Source organism: Chryseobacterium sp. CT-SW4, assembly GCF_048572715.1.
In the GTDB taxonomy this organism is placed as follows: domain Bacteria; phylum Bacteroidota; class Bacteroidia; order Flavobacteriales; family Weeksellaceae; genus Chryseobacterium.
On sequence record NZ_CP183840.1, the window covers coordinates 2,781,439 to 2,799,415 of the forward strand.

At 36.8% G+C, this 17,977-nt stretch carries 13 protein-coding genes and 1 tRNA gene; 4 read left to right on the forward strand and 10 right to left on the reverse strand.

The genetic code is table 11. The annotated features are described in order from the left end of the window. Positions 1–351: 351 nt before the first annotated feature. The 3 genes from ABJ974_RS12520 to ABJ974_RS12530 all read right to left on the reverse strand — a co-directional run bounded on the left by ABJ974_RS12520 (position 352) and on the right by ABJ974_RS12530 (position 6,194). Complete coding sequence (locus tag ABJ974_RS12520; RefSeq protein ID WP_419868583.1) at positions 352–729, reverse strand: hypothetical protein; 378 nt, start codon at positions 727–729, stop codon at positions 352–354. A 69-nt stretch (positions 730–798) separates the two neighbouring features. After that, a complete protein-coding gene (locus ABJ974_RS12525; RefSeq protein ID WP_419868584.1) occupies positions 799–1,269 on the reverse strand; it encodes an Lrp/AsnC family transcriptional regulator in 471 nt (156 codons plus the stop codon). A 134-nt stretch (positions 1,270–1,403) separates the two neighbouring features. Then, the gene (locus ABJ974_RS12530) at positions 1,404–6,194 is read right to left on the reverse strand and encodes a translocation/assembly module TamB domain-containing protein (protein WP_419868585.1); all 4,791 of its coding nucleotides are present in this window, start codon (positions 6,192–6,194) and stop codon (positions 1,404–1,406) included. 4 nt (positions 6,195–6,198) lie between these two features. Between ABJ974_RS12530 and tsaD the strand changes: the two genes are divergently transcribed. Together tsaD and ABJ974_RS12540 are read left to right on the forward strand one after the other, a co-directional pair. Beyond that, positions 6,199–7,215 (forward strand): tRNA (adenosine(37)-N6)-threonylcarbamoyltransferase complex transferase subunit TsaD, encoded by a 1,017-nt coding sequence (tsaD, locus tag ABJ974_RS12535; RefSeq protein ID WP_419868586.1) that lies wholly within the window; start codon positions 6,199–6,201, stop codon positions 7,213–7,215. 39 nt (positions 7,216–7,254) lie between these two features. Then, a complete protein-coding gene (locus tag ABJ974_RS12540; RefSeq protein ID WP_419868587.1) occupies positions 7,255–7,959 on the forward strand; it encodes an RsmE family RNA methyltransferase in 705 nt (234 codons plus the stop codon). Here the strand turns inward: ABJ974_RS12540 and ABJ974_RS12545 are convergent. Beyond that, positions 7,952–8,626, reverse strand: coding sequence for a TrmH family RNA methyltransferase (locus ABJ974_RS12545; protein WP_419868588.1), 675 nt, complete (start codon positions 8,624–8,626; stop codon positions 7,952–7,954). The genes ABJ974_RS12540 and ABJ974_RS12545 overlap by 8 nt on opposite strands. Before the next feature lie 79 nt (positions 8,627–8,705). On the opposite strand from ABJ974_RS12545, the gene ABJ974_RS12550 reads away from it, so the two are divergent. After that, the gene (locus ABJ974_RS12550; RefSeq protein ID WP_419868589.1) at positions 8,706–9,722 is read left to right on the forward strand and encodes an asparaginase; all 1,017 of its coding nucleotides are present in this window, start codon (positions 8,706–8,708) and stop codon (positions 9,720–9,722) included. A gap of 54 nt (positions 9,723–9,776) precedes the next feature. Beyond that, positions 9,777–9,863, forward strand: a tRNA-Ser gene (locus tag ABJ974_RS12555). A gap of 213 nt (positions 9,864–10,076) precedes the next feature. On the opposite strand, the gene ABJ974_RS12560 is transcribed toward ABJ974_RS12555, so the two are convergent. From ABJ974_RS12560 to ABJ974_RS12585, 6 genes are all read right to left on the reverse strand, one after another. After that, positions 10,077–11,279 (reverse strand): hypothetical protein, encoded by a 1,203-nt coding sequence (locus tag ABJ974_RS12560; protein ID WP_419868590.1) that lies wholly within the window; start codon positions 11,277–11,279, stop codon positions 10,077–10,079. Positions 11,280–11,769: 490 nt separating this feature from the next. After that, the gene (locus ABJ974_RS12565) at positions 11,770–13,068 is read right to left on the reverse strand and encodes a hypothetical protein (protein ID WP_419868591.1); all 1,299 of its coding nucleotides are present in this window, start codon (positions 13,066–13,068) and stop codon (positions 11,770–11,772) included. A gap of 64 nt (positions 13,069–13,132) precedes the next feature. Continuing rightward, positions 13,133–13,735, reverse strand: coding sequence for a hypothetical protein (locus ABJ974_RS12570; protein ID WP_419868592.1), 603 nt, complete (start codon positions 13,733–13,735; stop codon positions 13,133–13,135). A 241-nt stretch (positions 13,736–13,976) separates the two neighbouring features. Then, on the reverse strand, positions 13,977–14,834 hold the full coding sequence (locus tag ABJ974_RS12575) for a helix-turn-helix transcriptional regulator (protein WP_419868593.1): 858 nt from the start codon (positions 14,832–14,834) through the stop codon (positions 13,977–13,979). 698 nt (positions 14,835–15,532) lie between these two features. After that, entirely contained in the window at positions 15,533–16,216 is a 684-nt protein-coding gene (locus tag ABJ974_RS12580) for a hypothetical protein (RefSeq protein ID WP_419868594.1), read from the reverse strand. A gap of 111 nt (positions 16,217–16,327) precedes the next feature. Beyond that, entirely contained in the window at positions 16,328–17,854 is a 1,527-nt protein-coding gene (locus ABJ974_RS12585; protein WP_419868595.1) for a M20/M25/M40 family metallo-hydrolase, read from the reverse strand. Positions 17,855–17,977: the final 123 nt, after the last annotated feature.

A 17,977-nucleotide genomic window follows, 5' to 3' on the forward strand; every position in this document is an offset into this window, starting at 1 on the left:
TTTTTTTGTTTTATTGATCTCTAATCAAACAACTCACGAATTGGAAATCCTGTTTCCAGATGTTCCGCTTGTTAAATACTCAATCCTTATTTTGTGGACTATTTAAAATGGGCTTTAGCCCATTTCTATTGATATTAGTTCGTTAAATTTACAGGTGTCTTATTTTATTGAATTTCTTTTGATTGGGCTATTCGGAAGAGAAAAGGGAGTTATCTTTATTGATAGATCCACTACAATATGAGTCATAGAACTATTCAGAATGGGCTTTAGCCCATTTCCAAGGTATTTATTCTATTCCCCGAATAAAAACTATCCGGTAATAAACAGCTTTCAGATATCTGATTTTAAATTTTATTTAAAAAATTTCCATTTCGGAATAATGGCTAACATTCCAAATCCTGTAAAAAGGAAAAGATTGGTAACATCCGTATATAAAAAAGTAGACAGATAAAAGTTATGCATTAAAAAATGTACGATCAGCAGGGCAGGAAATAAGAATATTCCTATTTTTCTGTAAAAAAAGATTAAAATAATGCTGATGATCATAATAACATCTACCGAAAAAATAGCATAAAAATACCATTGTGGGATATTAAGATATTCATGCTGCAGGTATTCGTCAATATCGATTCCTAACCCCATTACGGTAAACAGCATTAATGAGGCTAATGCTAAAATAAATCCCCATCCTTTTTTCGGATCTTCGTCAAAATAACTATACTCTTCCATATATGCAAAAATAAAGAACTTATGAGGAATTTCATAAGTTCTTTTATATTATTTAAGCTTGCTATTAAATTATACTGAAATAGCGTTGATCAATCTGTTTTTGTCACTTAAGAATTCTTCCATAGAAATCATACTTTCAGTTCTCATAACATCTTGGATATCATCTATCTGATAGATAATTCTTTTTGCATCATCAGTATTTTTAGCTCTCACTTTACAGAAGATGTTATATTTTCCGGAAATTACGCTTGCTTCAATTACGTTTGGAATTGTAGTAAGTTCCTTTAATACTTCCTGTGTGCGGTTTGATTTTGTTAAAAGGATACCTATAAAAGCTGTAAAGTGATAATCCAGCTTACCATAGTCTATATTAAGTGAAGATCCTAAAATAATACCCGCATCTTCCATTTTTTTTACTCTTACGTGAATTGTACCAGCAGAAACGTCCATCTGCTTAGCAATTTCCGTAAACGGCATTCTTGTGTTTTCTACTAAAAAGTCAAGAATTTTCTTGTCTATTTCGTCCAGTTGATAGTTCATATTAGTTAAATTACAATTTTTTTAAAAAATCAATGTATTTTTTGCAAATTTACAAAAAATAATTTAACTAAAAAATATATATCAAATATTAACAATAATTAACACGGATGATAAAAATCATTAAAATATTCTGATTATTTACCTACTGATTTTGTTGAATCTGTTTTTATCTCTTCTTTTGTCTCCGGTTGTTTTTTATCTTTTTTCTTCTTTTTAAATAAAGAATTAAAGCTTTTACTCCATACAATACCACCTCCATAAGCTTGGTTGGCGGAGCCGTTTGTACTGATCATCCCTATATTCGTAGGTTTGGAATATCCTCTTAAGACTAAACTTCCGTCATTCTTTTTAGAAACATCATATTCAATGGAACCTTCTCCCGAAAGGTAGTTACTTTCCGTTCCTTCCGTTTTGGTAAGGGGAATTCCTAAACCGGTTTTCACCTTAATTCTTGGTGATAGCGCAAAACTAACCCCGGCATTGGCCCTGTCTCCGGTATTGGAATACTGATCTCCTTTTACATAGTTCAAATCGATCTGGAACTCACTACTCATCGTATTAAGAACTGAGCCTAATTGTTTTAAAAGCATATTATATCCCGAAGATTCCGCTACTCCCGCAACGTCTACATCCACCCCTCCGCTGTTGGAAACATTAAAGCTGCTTAGAAGGAGTACCGAACCGAATTGCAGCACTTTTTCACCATCCTGGCTCATTTTTGCAGCAAGGGTTTCTTTTACCTGACTGGAAACATCCATCGCGGTAACATCCAGGTCTACCTGGGGATCAACCAATGACTGGGTAATATGTGCCTGCAAAAGAATACTGATAGGCTGAAGTTTTCCCATATTAAGGTATTCACCGGCATTGGAAACCATTCTTACATAGTTGGCCGTAATATTCATCATAGGCTTCATAGCATCTCCATCCCAGTGGATGACACTTCCCTTTTCAATCTGGAACGTTTTATTAAGGATCGCTTTAGAGACGAATGTTCCGTTATCTACTTTATAGGTTCCATTCATTGCGATATTTCCCTGCCTATTCATCTGGAATCTCAATTTGTTGGCAGCTCCTTTTACATTGATATTCCCTACACTTTCCCCTATGAGAACATTTACATTGGTTCCTTTATCTACATCCAGGCTGAAATCGATATTCATATTGGCTCCTGTCTTCTTTTTTTCTTCCAGCGTAATCAGCCCGTCTTTTCCTTCTTTCAGAAACCTCAGCATCTTAAATTCTTCTACACTTGAAGTAGAACCAGAATTAAAGGTAAATGTACTTCCGTTCAGAGCCTTCATATTAGGAGTTGTTATATTAAGTCCGGAAACAGGTCCGTCTACATAAAGGTCACCCTGTCCGTACACTCTTCCCCAAAACAGGTCCAAATCTTTCTGAGTGGTATTCAGCATCAAAAGATTATCCGCTCTCATCACCAGGTTGACCCCCATGGAAGAAAGGGTTTCAAACTGGATCGCACCGGAAATATTCCCTTTTGAATTGGATCTTCCGTCATGAACTTCAATATTATTGAGGATGGCTAAACCTCTTGAAAGCTGTATCACATTATCATCAAATGTATAATCTACTCCTGTAAACAATAATTTCAGCCCAAATCCTTTTAAGGCGATATCTCCACTATAATCTAAATCATTAAGCTTTCCGTTAATTTTAAGATCACCTGTTGCCTTCCCTCTCATATTTCCGAAAACAGACTGTACGAACTGCTGGGTAAATGCCAAATCAAAATCTCTCATTTCCGCAACAAAATCCAGGGTTGGAGTTGCCGTATTGTTATTTACCGTACCGGTTAAGTGCAGATTATTGCTTCCTAAAACACCTGCCGAGGCCACTTTTACATCTACATCATAGACGTTCAGTGCGATACCATTCACGGCAGAAACGGTAAGGTCTCCCATTTCATTTCCATTCATCATGATATGATCCACACTCAAATCTATAAGCGGCTGCAGCGTACTTTTATCCATTTTTATCTTTACACTTCCGTTGGCAAGCCCTTTAAGATCCATGGTATTACCTTCAGGATTCATTTCTAAAAGCTTTTCAATGGCAAAGTCTGTAACATCCGCATCCACATAGAAGTCCTTGGCAGATTTAAATATGGCTTCATTAATCCGGAGTGCACTTTCATCCGAGAAGATCCGCAGATTCCTGATTTCAAAATCTCCCCTCTCTTTCCGGTAGGTAATGGAATGATTAAGTTCGGCACTGGTATCGACCGCCCACGTCACATCATTAAATTTAACCTCCGTAGGTTCAAACCGAAAGACATAGTCTCCTGCATTATCCGTAGACTGGTTAAAGTTAATGGCATATTCCTTAAGCTTTTCTTCCAGTTCATTCTCCGGAGTTCCATGCTTGAAGTGGGTAGCGATGTGAAGTATCGTATTATTCTCATTTCTTCCGCTCAGTGTAAAATCCCGGATAATATTTTTATTATATTCTACCCTGTTTATTTTGGCATAGATCTGTTCTTCAAGATTAGCAGTATTAATTCTCACCATCATGCTATCCACAATCGCGCTGTCCCGTGAGATATTTCCTCTTTCATTAATGTCATAATCCGGATTGGCAGATGCAAGCGCATTATCAGCAGCCGTTATCTCTTCTTCTTTGGTCATAAGGTATTTCAGGGAAGCAGCGTCAACGTTAAGGATTAAATTATTGGAATTTCCATCGTATTCTCCTTCAACAGTTGCTCCCTGCGGAATTTTAAGATCAGGCATAAAATAGCTGAGCAGCCCTTGCTGAACATCAAAATTCATTTTAAAGCTTTCTCCCCGGTATAACTTTCTCGGCGGCGGTCCCACCAGAATTTTTCCCAGTCCGTTTTCCACCATTCCTGCTAAATCCGCCAGATAATATTTACCGGAAATATTTCCATTGACAGCCCCCGGAGCATCGACAGAGATAATACGGTTGCCCGATTCAATAAAGGTTTTTACTTTAGCAGTGGGAATAAGGTATTTCTGATCTGCAGTAGCAAAGCTTATATTATTAGCTTCCACATCCATGGTCAGATCATTAATGGAGGACATGGACATTTTTCCAACTACTTTTCCACTCACTATCTGATTTCCCGGCTTATCGGTAAAATAATTCATATTTAAATAGTCGACATCTGCATCCACATTCATGGCCAGCCTGGAAGTACTGAAATCAATCAATCCCTTTACAGATCCTTTAGCCTGCTTATCATTGATTGTAATGAGTCCGTTATATTTTTTATGATCCAGCAGTCCATCCAGATAAAGATTAGTAATCTCTTTATTCATAACTTCAATACTGGAGATCTGGGATTTGGTAGTAAGACGCATGGTATTTACATCAAAACTCTGTCCGTCAATATTGAAATTCCCGGAAATGAGTCCTACTGCCTTGCTCTTGGTAATTACAGAAGTATTCAAATCTCTTACTTCTGCATACCCTTTATATTTTGGAAGTGCTTCACTATAATCTTTAAGGGAAAAATTGGTAATTTTTGCCTGTCCTATACCCGTTATAAGATTTCCACTGGAAACAAAAACCTGATTAGGATCCACTCTTGCCGTTCCGTTGTATTTCAGCTTCCCGAAATCATCAGCAAAATTTTTCATCTTTTCCGCAATGAATGAAGGCATCATCGCTTTAAGATCGATATAAGTAAAATCCGTCGAAAGTGTTTTGGTTTCTATTAAAAAATGACCGTTCAGGATATCTTTTACATCCATCGACTGGGTCGCAATATTAACATCGGGATTGGCAATAAGGAAATTATCCAGGTGAAAGTCATTTAACGGTCCTTTCATTTTCCCGGCAATATTAAAAGGCTTATAATTATCCCAGTTAGTTACAAAATAACTGATATCATATCCACTGAGCTGGCTTCCCTGTTTGATGTTCATCTCCCAGGCTACACGGTCCGTGAAATCGGCCCACGATCCTTTATTAAGGTTAAATTTTATATTCCCCTGCAACAGGGAGTGATCCGTATTCAAGGTAAGATCTTTCAGGGACAGAAAATCTTCGGTCATTGAAAGTTCCGTAGAAAAAGTATCTACGAAATGGGATTTCCCCCAACGGGTCGTAACAAAGGAGAAATTATTGATTAATGCTGAAATATTAGCCCCGTTAATCTTTACCTTGGGAGCCCTTAAATTCACTTTGGTGGCTGTCAGCCATTTTCCGGGTTCACCAGGAGAGTTGAGATTGACAATAGAAACCTGGGAATCCACTATATCCACTCGGGAGTTCAGCTGAAACGGTGGTTTGCTGGGATCTCTTTTTTTCCCATTATCAAATAATCCTATAAAGCGTATAAAGTTGGATATACTATCTCCTTTATAAGTAATCACCTTAATATCTGCCTTGGATAGGCGGAGGGAATTGAAACTTAAAGAATTGCTGTTTCCCGATATAGCATTGGCTGCCAATGAGATCCAATCCGAATTGGCTTTAAATTCCTGGGCTTTAATAAATTCAAAGCCTTTGTAATCTTTTACTTTAAGGCCTTTTATGGTAACATCTCCAAAATAATCTACATCCACACTTTCCGTGGACATATCTGCTTTGAAATCTTTATTGACAATCTGTAATGCCTGATCGGCAGCCCATTGTTTCGTTATGGGTAAATTAATTCCTACCAGGATAATAACAAAAAGAGAAAGCCCGATCCAAAAAAGGATCAGTAAAAGCTTGGCCCACCAGGAATAGCTGGTGACATCTTTTGCCGCCTGCTTCCCAAATTCCTGAGCTGTTTCCACCGGATGATGAAGCGCATCAGAGGCCAGTTCGGAAGCTTCCTTCACTGTTTTCTGGACTTTGTCTCCTACATCCTCCACCTTCTTTTGTACCTGATCCCCGATATTCTCAGCTACGGATTTTTTATGTTTATTTTCGTTATTATTCTCTAACTTTGCCATTATTATGAGGGACTCTATAATTTTAGGTATCGAATCGTCTTGCGATGATACATCGGCAGCCATTATCCAAGGGAATTCAATTCTTTCAAATATTGCTGCCAATCAGGCTATTCATAAAGAATATGGAGGTGTTGTTCCTGAATTGGCTTCAAGAGCACACCAGCAAAATATCATCCCAGTTGTTGAAAAATCGCTAACTCAAGCAAATATACAACAAAATGCAATTTCCGCTATAGGATTTACACGCGGACCCGGACTTTTGGGTTCTCTTTTGGTGGGAACCTCATTTGCCAAATCTCTTGCAATGAGTCTGGATGTCCCATTAATTGAAGTAAACCACCTCCAGGCGCACATTCTGGCCCATTTTATAGCAGATGCAAATCCTATGCCGCCTCAATTCCCCTTTTTATGCCTTACGGTAAGCGGAGGACATACCATGATCGTTCTGGTCAAAGATTATTTTGAGATGGAAATCATAGGTAAAACAATCGATGATGCCGCCGGAGAAGCTTTTGATAAAATCGGTAAAATTTTTGACCTCGATTATCCTGCCGGCCCTATTATCGATCGTCTTGCGAAGGAAGGAAACCCGGATGCATTTACCTTTAATAAGCCTAAAATGGATAATTATGATTATTCGTTCAGCGGTATTAAAACCTCCGTGCTTTATTTTATCCAGAAGGAGGTTCAAAAGAACCCTGATTTTATTAAGGAAAACCTGAATGACCTTTGTGCATCCGTTCAGAAAGCCATTATAGAAATTTTAATGAATAAGCTGGAAAAGGCTGCTCAAGATTTAAATATAAAAGAGGTTGCCATAGCTGGTGGTGTTTCTGCCAATTCAGCTTTAAGAAAAGCCATGCAGGATAACCATGAAAAGCTCAGCTGGAACATCTATATTCCCAAATTTGAATATACCACAGACAATGCCGCTATGATTGCAATGGTTGCCCAATTGAAATTTGAAAGAGGAGAATTTACGGATTTAAGAACTACGGCAACTGCCAAATATGATTTATAGAGCTGAGAAAGTCACTTTCTTTAATTTAGTTATTTATCCATGAAATTATTTTACGGTCAGATAGACGTTACCCAAAATACAGTACTCATCAATGAAGATGAGCAGCAACATATTGTAAAGGTTCTTCGTATGAAAGACGGGGAAGAAATTCATGTAACAGATGGAAAAGGTAATCTGGCATCCGGAAATTTGCTTTTGGAAGGTAAGAAAGCCCACCTGGAAGTATTGAATATCCAAAAGGATCTCTCGGATTTCACCCCTAAGCTCCATATTGCCATTGCTCCCACCAAAAATATTGACAGGATTGAGTTTTTTGTGGAAAAGGCAGTAGAAATGGGTGTTTCTGAAATTTCGTTCCTGGTAACGGAAAAGACCGAACGTAAAAATATTAATATTGAGAAGATCAGGAAACAGAGCATAGCCGCTTCAAAACAAAGTTTAAGATTTCATTTTCCCGTAGTCCATGATATGATTAAACTTTCCGATTTCCTGAAAACCGTAAACCCCGGCCAAACATGGGTAGCTCACTGCCATGAAAACCTCGAAAGAATAGCATTGAACCAATTTCCCGCTAACCAGGAATATACTTTTTTAATTGGTCCTGAGGGTGATTTTTCAGAAAAGGAAATCCAGCTTCTGGCAGATCACAATATTAAAGCCGTTTCCCTGGGTACACAGCGGTTAAGAACTGAAACAGCCGGTATTTTCGTTGCTGCCTGGAATTATAATAAAATGATTAATTAAAAGCGATATTGTGATCTTTTAAATATTTATGAAAGATCTGCTCACCACTTCTTATGGAATTCACCGCCCAACGGATTTTCATTTGTAAGAGCTTTTCTTCATTCAGCTTATACTGAATATCCGATTTCAGTAATTTCTGTTTCAGCTCATACATACAAATTCCCGCTGCTACCGATACATTAAAGCTTTTTGTAAAACCATACATCGGAATGGCCAACGTTTCGTCCGCAAAACCCAACACTTCCTCCGAAACACCCTCCAACTCGGTTCCAAAAACGAGTGCCAGAGGTTCTTTTACTTCATAATCAGGAAGCATGACAGCATTTTTTTCGGGGGAAACTGCTAATATTTTGTAGCCTCTTTCTTTAATTTTGTGTAAGGAAGCTATGTTTTTAGGCATTTTTTCTACTTCCACCCAGGTTTCCGCTCCTTTGGTAACCGTAAGATTAGGATTAAAAACATTTTCTTCTTCCAAAGCAACCACTTTATGAAATCCACAGGCTTCCACCGACCTTACAATAGCTGCCGCATTCCGGAACTGATAGACATCTTCCATTACAGGTAATACAAAATCAGAGCTTTCCTGTGAAAAAAATTCAATTTTACTTAATCTTTCTTCGGTAAGGAACTGTTTTAAATATTCAAAAGTCTGGGCTAATTCTTTCATTCATTTTTAAATCTTTGCAAATTAACGTAATTTTGAAATTCTGAACTTGCAATACAATAAAATTCTTTAAAACTATTACATGAAGCGAAAAGTACTGCTTATATATACCGGTGGAACCATTGGAATGGAAAAAGATTACGAAACCGGGAGTCTCCGCGCTTTTGATTTTGGAAATATATTCGAAAAAATGCCGGAAATGAACCTTATGGAATGTGAAGTTTCCGTTCATCCTTTCGCCCAGCCGCTGGATTCTTCGGATATGGGACCTCAGCAATGGAAAATTATCGCTAATTATATTTTAGAGAATTATGAGTTATATGATGGTTTTTTAATTCTTCACGGAACGGATACGATGTCTTATACGGCTTCGGCATTAAGCTTTATGCTGAAAGGATTAACCAAGCCTGTTATACTGACCGGTTCCCAGCTTCCTATCGGGGATTTAAGGACGGATGCCAAGGAAAATCTTCTTACGAGCCTTTACTATGCAAGTTTATATGAAGAAAACGAAGCTGTGATTCAGGAGGTAGCCATCTACTTCGAATATAAATTATTACGCGGGAACAGAACATTGAAATATTCAGCGGAATATTTTGATGCCTATGCAAGTCCCAATTACCCTATTTTAGGACAATCGGGTGTTCATCTCAATATTATTAAGGAAAATCTGTACCGCTCTAAATCACCGGTTCCTTTCCATGTGGATGATCATATTTCCGAAGACATTCTGTTCTGGAGAATTTTCCCGGGCATGAATTTAAGTCATTTTAAAGAAGTTCCAAAAATGAAAGTCCTTATTTTACAGGTTTTCGGCTCAGGAACTATTTTTAACAATGAAAAAACCCAGAAAACCCTGCAGGAAGTCCGGAATAACGGAACGGAGATTGTTGTGGTAAGTCAGTGTATCTCAGGGGGAATTTCCTTTGGGAAATATGAAAACAGCAATATATTCTCCAAAATAGGCGCTATAAGCGGTAAAGATATTACAGCCGAGAGTGCTATTACTAAAGCTATGCATTTACTGGACAATCCCAACTACACCGGAACCTTTGCTGAAAACTTTTCTAAAAGCCTGTGTGGAGAATTTACCAAGTAATTTTAATAATTCTTTGGTAATTCCAGAAAATAATCTATTTTTGCAATCTCAAACAGAGAGGTGTCCGAGTGGTTGAAGGAGCTACCCTGGAAAGGTAGTATACGGGTAACTGTATCGAGGGTTCGAATCCCTTCCTCTCTGCAAATTAAAATGCAATTAAGTAATACTTAGATTGCATTTTTTTATTCTTGTATTTCAATAGGATAAAAGGACAATAACATATTAGTTTTCAACCAATTTCTTTTAAATATAAAAAACAAAATCCCCAAAGAAATCTTTGGGGATTTGCGGTTCATTAACTTTTTATCATTTACTTCAAAAAACCGTTTTCATTAATGAACCTTCCATATATAGTCAAACTCCAGGATTAGTTGTCGTGTAAGTAACAGATGCGGAAGAAACAGTAAAGTGGTAAGCTGATGCCGCATAATTAATATCCTGTACAGCAGCTACTGAAAAATCCACTGTAGAGGTACCTTTATTGATGTAAGTGATCGTAACTACAATAGACTGTTTCAATCCGGTGGTCGTAAGATCTGTTCCTCTGTTCTGAACCGGATTTTTATCTCTTAATGTAGTGTCCAGTGTTCCCGTATTGAGAATGTCTCCCGAGGAATTTTTATTCACATACGAACCTGTAAGACTAAATAAGCTGGCAGGAACCTCTGTCGCATTCGTAATAGCAGGGAAAGCAAAACTTCCTGCAAATGCATTATCCATATTATCGATATTGATTACATAAGTCGCATCTAACTTTTCACCGGCTTTTACAGGGATCGTAAGATCATCCAATCTCATGACAAAGCTCGGGTTTGAAAACCCCGGCGTCCTTTGTGCAGATGCAAGTCCTTTATTCTGGTTTGGAATAACTTCCTGATATTTTACTCTAAAGGTATAAGGTTTCCCGTTTTTATTGGTAACATGCCTGTCCACTACTCCATCCCCATCAGAATCATACAGTGCTTTATATTCAAAAGTTCCGGTAGTTTCAGGATATCCCTGTGCGATTTGTCTTACTACCTGGCTTCCCGCATATAAGTGATTGTGAAAATTATATTCTACCCCATTGGTATTTTGTGTCGCTTCGGAAGTGGTAATGACCATACCTCCGGCACTTGCTACTTCTGCTAAAAGATCAATTTCAGGAGGTGTACGCGTACCCGCTACCGGATTAAAGGTATAGGTATAATCTTCCAAATCATTGGTGATAGTCGTTATTTTTGCAGCAGGCGGATTACCACATAAAGAATTCCAGCTGCTTTTGGAAGCTACCCAATAATCTATACAGCCGGTGTCCGTATTAAAATACATCATTCCGTTATCCAGCTGATTGGTTGCCGTAATATTGGAACCATTGGATTCGGGAGTAATACCTCCGGTTTTCTGATCAGGGAGCTGAGGAAGAATAAAAGTTTTAGCCGCAGGATTGGACTTATTGTTTGGTTTTAATTCTAAAACAGCATTCGTATGAGGCGTATTGGTGTTCACCCCGACTTGTGCCTTAGCATTCATAAGCACCATTACCATAAAGCCAGTAGATAAAATTTTTCTTTTCATTCTTAAAGTATATTTAGATTTTAGATTTTTCCTAGGGAGCGTCAAACCTGATATTGGTTCTTTACGCATGTTTTATATTTAATACAAAACAGTAAATAATTAAGAATTTATTTAATGTAAATTATAATTCTGATTTATTATTTCCGCAAAGATATCTTCTAAAAACAATCAAATAATTCACTGTTAAATGGAATTATTTTTTTTATTGAACTCAATAAAATACTCATTACCAATACCCTTTATCAGTGAATTATATTTTTTGACTATGCAGTATGAATGCAGAAACCTTTTATAAGAGAACTTCCGGCACACTTTCGCAGGTTTACAAAAAAAAAGCATAAATATGGATAACCATACTTATGCTTTAATCTCTTAAAAATTCTATCCGAAATTTTACTTGGCTCACACAGGATAAAATTTTTAAGAACTGAACGCTATAAGAAGAACTTCACAAAAGTTTTTCGCGTATTGTTTATATTATTTTCTCATTTTAATATAGTCTTTGAATTGAGATATAAATTCTTCTGAAGTTATCAGCCGTATCAGCCGTATCATTATTATCTATATTAGGGAAATAATATACTCGGTACCATTTGTCATCCAGGGAAATGTCCATGGTCAGTACCTCCTGGCTGCTACTTCCCGTACTGGTTGTCGCCGCACTTCCTCCACTGCTTGTCAATTGATTAGCTCCGTAGTTTAAGTAAATACCGTTATCAAGGTTTACCCATCCTCCATTGGATGCCAATACGATATTGGCACCATTCATTCTGTCCACATTGGTCAGAGCTGAGAACCAGATTTTCACGGGGGAATCAGAGATATTTACTAATCTAGGATTGAAAGATACTGTACCGGCTCCTCCGTTGGCACTGCCTGTCAGGTATCCGTCCAGTCTTATTTTTCCACCCAGGATAGGAAGATCGGTTGTATAGTTACTTAACCAGTAAGTAGCTGTGGTACCATCAGCACCACCACCACCAATGGAAGCATCGATATTAGGGGTTTTATAGTAAACAAGATCTCCTAATGCAATACCATCTCCTGCTCCTACAATAGCACTACAAGTACGTCCGCCCAATGTTACATCAAAAGTAGTGGTATCGGGAGAAGTAACGGTTGGGGTTCCTGTGATCGTATAGTTTAAAGATCCTGCTCCATAGGCAAAGTTTCCAGCTACCAAGGTAGCGGTAAGTCCATTGATAGGACCCAGAGTCTGGGTTTCATAGGTTCCTCCGTTACCTCCTGTGTAAGGAATGGTCATTACTCCGCTATAAGGTGTTCCTGCTACATAAGAGTCCGGTGTTAAAGAAACCCCGTTACAGGTAATGGCTCCAATGGTCCCGGGAGCCAGGGAACGCCCGTCCAATGCTCTCCATTCCGAACCGTTCCAGAAAACATATCCGGTATAGGTAAATGTAGAAACAGTTCCCAGGTTATACACCAGCAAACCTACCGCAGGATTTGCAATAGTGGCTGTATCTGTAATAGATGTTAAGGCAACCCTTGGTCCTAAAAACCCTTTTTTACTTCCGTCAGCTAATTCGCTAACATTCATTTCTAAGATAGAAGAAGGATCGGGAGTGGCAGTTCCTATTCCCACGCTTCCGGTACTCGTTACTACAAAATCATTCACCTGCTGAGCAGCAGTGGGAACTCCTGTTTCAGCATTATCTTTAGCACCATCTACATGTAAAACAGTTTGTGGATTAGTAGTGTTAATTCCCACTTGCCCGAAAGCAGCAGCAGAAAACATAAGTAAGGATAGGAATGTTATATTTTTTTTCATTGTTTTATTTCTGTATTTTAGAATCATATAGTTATTTCATATTTGTATAAAGTGGTTATATAGCTTAGGTATAAGGTGGAGCCCTGGGGCCACCATTAATTATTTCAGGAGAAGCGAATGAATTATCCGAATATCCATACTTCACCTTTTTATGTGCTATCAACCTAAAATCTGAAATAGACTTATTCAGAATCTCTATTCCCCAGTGATATTCACTTCTGCTCTTATCAGAACTTATAAAAGCCTGGGAAATAAAAGTCTGTGCATTGATTTTTATATTATAAAACTTAGAAACCGGAGCCTGTACATATATCTCCTCTTTTATAATTTTCTTCTTACCCTCAACTACCTTAACCGGTTTAGTCTTTTTATTTCTTACTAATTCCTCCTTTTTCTTTACGGGTGTATGAACAATCTGAACTTCTTTATTTTCATTTTTAAGATGTCCCAATCCGGAAATAACAGTTCCTTCTTTAATAACGATGAGGGCTTTCGAAGAATATGAGGTACCGGTAACAGAAACGTAAGAAGAATCGGGGGAAGCCTGATTTTCTCCTGAAACCGTAGTCTCAGGAGTTTCATTGGCAGATTGAGCAGAAATAGATGACCCAACTAATAAAAACAGGAAACACCATACATTAACCCAAAGGCTAACATACGGTTTCAAATTTTTTATTTTTCGCAGGTCTTTCACTCTATCTTGATATAAGACGGCAAAAGTACCCGCTTTGGTTTTTCAGACGAAACCTGCTCTCCCCTTTAATTCATGTTGAGACCCCCTTTTATTCCCGTCGAGCCCCCCTTATTATCCCTCATTATTGATTATCAATAATTTAAATAATTCCTGTTTTATTGAAATACGCATTTCATCCAAGCCAGGAACGTAGAAAATAAGTAACCTTACAGTTTTATGAAAGGGAATTAAAATAAGCGGTAAGGTTATCACGAGTGTTTAAATTCAATTTTTTTCTGATACGAAACCGGGCAGATTCTATAGCTTTATAGGAAGAATTGGTAGCAATGGCAATTTCATTAGTAGTGAGTCCCAATTTCAGCAAAGCACAAACTTCTACTTCATTATTACTAATCTGAGGATTAATGGACAGAATAGCTGGCATGAAGTTAGGATAATATTTTAAAAAAAGAGGCATAAAAGAATTATCTTTCCTGGAAATCGCATCAAAAAGTTCTTTAATATCCCTGGATGACGCTAGTTCTCCATCTTTTTCTATCTCCTTTTGCAATTGAAACAACTGATTTTTATCTCTATAATAGACAAATAAAGCATATAAAAAATAAAGAATTAATAAATAAGAGAATATCCGCAGCGACAGTATAATTGATGAAGTATCCGGATAGGGCGACTTTACAAAATAAATATTTTCCCTGAGAAGATACATCAAAACAGTATACAACACCAGTATAATGCTATATATAATAAATATTTTCAACCCTTTAAAAAGAATAGAGGAATATACTAAAATAAGAGCAAAGATAATTACATATTGAAAGTCTACAGAATAATAGTGGCATAATATCGAAAAATAAAGAATCAACGCTATAATACCCCAGAAAATAGAGTTTCTGATAGGTCCTTCTTTTGAAATTTTAAATATGATAACAATAGTCCATCCGAGAACTATTAAAGAAATCAAGGAAATAAATTCATTTCCTAAAAAAAATTCAGCAATAGCTAAACTCGTAAAGGTTAGCACCAGCCCTGCAGCCGCTTTTTTAATTAGTTTTTTTTCTAAGTCGATTAACATATGAAGTGGTATTTTTTGGTCTTTAAAAATTACTACAATCTATCTTCCAGTATTTTATCAAATTTAATACTGAAATATAATTCAATTATGAGAGTTCAATCATAATTCACTTAATCCGAAAAAATAACTTAAGAGGTTTTTCACTATTTCTAAATTGATACAAGCTGTTATTCAACATAATCAATTTCCTGTAAATACTCCGTTTAATAAAAAGGGGGAATCTTATAAAATTGGACCTAAGCCTGAAGTTCATGCGAATAACATGCCTTAGGAAGGTTTTTTCAAAAAAGAATTTTATTGGTTTTTCATTCTTTAATAAAAGTATTGAATAAAAATAGGGATATAATATTTTAGAATTTTCTGCAAAAATTATTCTCTGGAGCTGTATAAAAGTAAGAATAGGACCTCTTACAATACCTGACAGGATATCCGGTACAGCCCATCTCCATAATAATATTACAAGATGAAAAGCAGGTACACGGAGTGTACTTCCTATCAATCTTTGCTCTAAATAAATTAACATATAAAAGTATTTCATATTATTAACAATATAATATGAGCCAAGTAGTCCGTCTTAAGTTTTGTGTGCTCACAAATATACAAAAATCTGATAGAGTGCCCCCTGGAGGAAGAATAGATTATATATATGGTTATCTTTAATATAAAAAACAGGCTGCCTCTTTAAAGACAGCCTATTTTTAATTAAATATAGTTAAAAAATGATGTTTCATTTGTAATCCCATTTTAGCTTCAGATCTCAATTTACAGTAAATGCTATGTTCAAATGCTTTAACGGAATGCAACTTCCTATCGATAAAGTGGGCAATTTCAACAACAGAAATATAGAATTCTTTATAAAGAGAAATATCCACTGTTTGTCCATAATGAGGCAGGTAAGCTTTCAAAAAAGGAAGAAGTAGCTGGTGGGTATTATAATCCAGCTTATATCCTACTTTCTCAGCAGATGCAATTACTTCATAATCATTGATATAGTCATGAACATTTTTCTCAGGAAACCCGTAAGAACGGACAAGATGTTTATTTATTTTATCCAAAACATATTGTGCATATTCCATCATGGAAACAGCTTTCCATTCCGAAGTAATATGGATGTGGGTATTGACATTTTTATGCTTTTTTTCCAGATAGGAAATTCCAAAATTATCAAATGATGAAAAAGCATATTCCTTTACTTTAACGGTAGCATCCACCTGCAGATTATTTTCCGCAAAATTATAATATAAATAAGGTTTATAAAGCTCTGAAAGGTTTATAAGAAAATCTATTTCTGTGGCGTTACGATCATTTTCAAACCAGATCTCAAGATCATCGTAATAACGTTTTTTAAACTCTTCACAACTTAAATAAAATGGTAATTCCATAGCTTGGTATTTGATAATGCGAAGCTATTCCGTTAATGCGACAAAACTTGACGCATTAAAAAAAAGAACGGAAAAAATTTCCGTTCTTTTTATTTATTTTATATTAACTGCTTATCTATCATAGTTTTTCATAATGTATTCAAAGTAATGAATCATTCTCATATAATTATCAATACTTATATATTCATTCGTGCTATGGATGCTCTGCTGTTCGGAATGATTGATCTTCGCCGGAATAAACCTGTAAATATGATTGCTGACAATCTGATATTTATAAGCATCCGTTCCTCCCACCGTTAAATAAGGAGTAACAAGAACTTCGGGATGAACTTCTTTAAGGCTTTCTTCCATAATCTTATACGCTTTGGTATCAGAAGGGGAAACCGAAGAAGCTTCACGGGCATTGATATCTTCCACTACCACATCAAATCCTTTGGTTGCTTTTGCAATATGATCTTTTACATCCTGTAAAGTAGTTCCCGGTAACAACCTGAAGTTTACTACAAATTCCACTTCCGGTGACAATACATTCGAAGCATCACTTCCTTTCATCATCGTAAGTGCCGTGGTCGTACGTACCAATGCATTCGTAGAGTTGCTCTTTGTAAGCTGGGATAGTAAAACCGGTTCTAAAAGCCATTTATTGGCAATAGCCAACCGGTTGGTAAAAGGCATGGTTCCTCCAATATTATCAAAGAAATTATTAATAAGCGGTGTAATGGTGGGCTTCATCTGATGCTGCTCCAGTCGCTGCATAATGATAGCTGCTTTCCCCATTGCTGTTTCCAGAGGGGGTACTGAGGAATGCCCTCCCAATCCTTTGACTTTAATTCTGGTAGATAAAAACCCTTTTTCCGCAAAACCTATCAGGGCTACATCCGCATCCACTCCTGCCACACTTCCTTTTTCAAGGATAAATCCACCTTCATCATAAACCGCATCAAATCTTAATCCTGATTTTTTAAAATGTTCCGCAATTTTAACGGCTCCCTGCTTTCCTCCTATCTCTTCATCAAAACCAAAAGCCATATAAATATCCCTTTGAGGGGTAACTCCGGATTTAATCATATTGGACATGGACTCAAACAGAGAGAAAAGCATTCCCTTCATATCCAATGCTCCCCTACCGTAAATCCTTCCATTTACTACTGCTCCGGAAAAAGGTCCGTAATCCCATGCATCCGCCACTTTTGTTACAGCCGGCAATGCCTTATCCTGAGGTCTGAAAATATTTTCCTCATTGCTTTTCACCGGTGCATCTCCGGGAGGGACAACATCCATATGGGAAAGGAATAAAATAGGCTCCAGCTTCGGATTACTTCCTTTTAATTTAAATACAAGTCCATAATTGTTGATTTCGTAATTTTCCGTATTCTGATAAACTTCGGGAAAACTGCTTTTCAGGTATTCTTTAAACTGATCAAAAGGTTTAAAATCCTCTGCTTCCTCTCCGGGCGATACGGTAGGAATTTTTAGACCTCCTGCAAATCTCGAAACCGCAGAGTCATTTTGTACAATTTTCACATCTTTTCCCGATTGTGCCTGAATTTTCTTAAAGGGGTAAGTAAAAGTTCTTATTAACAGAAAGGCCACAAGGACCACTAAGAGAACAAGAATCACCAAAAGTATTTTTTTCATAGTCATTAAAGTTTATAATTTCTATTTAATTAAATCGTCATTCCATAAACAAATATAACACCAAAATCTCTTTCCAACAGGTATATTTTAAAAGTATTTTATCATCCATATTAAAAAAATACT

Bases quoted from the DNA above. Each gene is read 5' to 3' on its own strand.
- ABJ974_RS12550 (WP_419868589.1), top strand. From the start codon at position 8,706: ATGAAGCGAAAAGTACTGCTTATATATACCGGTGGAACCATTGGAATG.
- ABJ974_RS12530 (WP_419868585.1), bottom strand. From the start codon at position 6,194: ATGGCAAAGTTAGAGAATAATAACGAAAATAAACATAAAAAATCCGTA.
- ABJ974_RS12580 (WP_419868594.1), bottom strand. From the start codon at position 16,216: ATGGAATTACCATTTTATTTAAGTTGTGAAGAGTTTAAAAAACGTTAT.
- tsaD (WP_419868586.1), top strand. From the start codon at position 6,199: ATGAGGGACTCTATAATTTTAGGTATCGAATCGTCTTGCGATGATACA.
- ABJ974_RS12565 (WP_419868591.1), bottom strand. From the start codon at position 13,068: ATGAAAAAAAATATAACATTCCTATCCTTACTTATGTTTTCTGCTGCT.
- ABJ974_RS12585 (WP_419868595.1), bottom strand. From the start codon at position 17,854: ATGAAAAAAATACTTTTGGTGATTCTTGTTCTCTTAGTGGTCCTTGTG.
- ABJ974_RS12525 (WP_419868584.1), bottom strand. From the start codon at position 1,269: ATGAACTATCAACTGGACGAAATAGACAAGAAAATTCTTGACTTTTTA.
- ABJ974_RS12560 (WP_419868590.1), bottom strand. From the start codon at position 11,279: ATGAAAAGAAAAATTTTATCTACTGGCTTTATGGTAATGGTGCTTATG.
- ABJ974_RS12545 (WP_419868588.1), bottom strand. From the start codon at position 8,626: ATGAAAGAATTAGCCCAGACTTTTGAATATTTAAAACAGTTCCTTACC.
- ABJ974_RS12575 (WP_419868593.1), bottom strand. From the start codon at position 14,834: ATGTTAATCGACTTAGAAAAAAAACTAATTAAAAAAGCGGCTGCAGGG.
- ABJ974_RS12540 (WP_419868587.1), top strand. From the start codon at position 7,255: ATGAAATTATTTTACGGTCAGATAGACGTTACCCAAAATACAGTACTC.
- ABJ974_RS12520 (WP_419868583.1), bottom strand. From the start codon at position 729: ATGGAAGAGTATAGTTATTTTGACGAAGATCCGAAAAAAGGATGGGGA.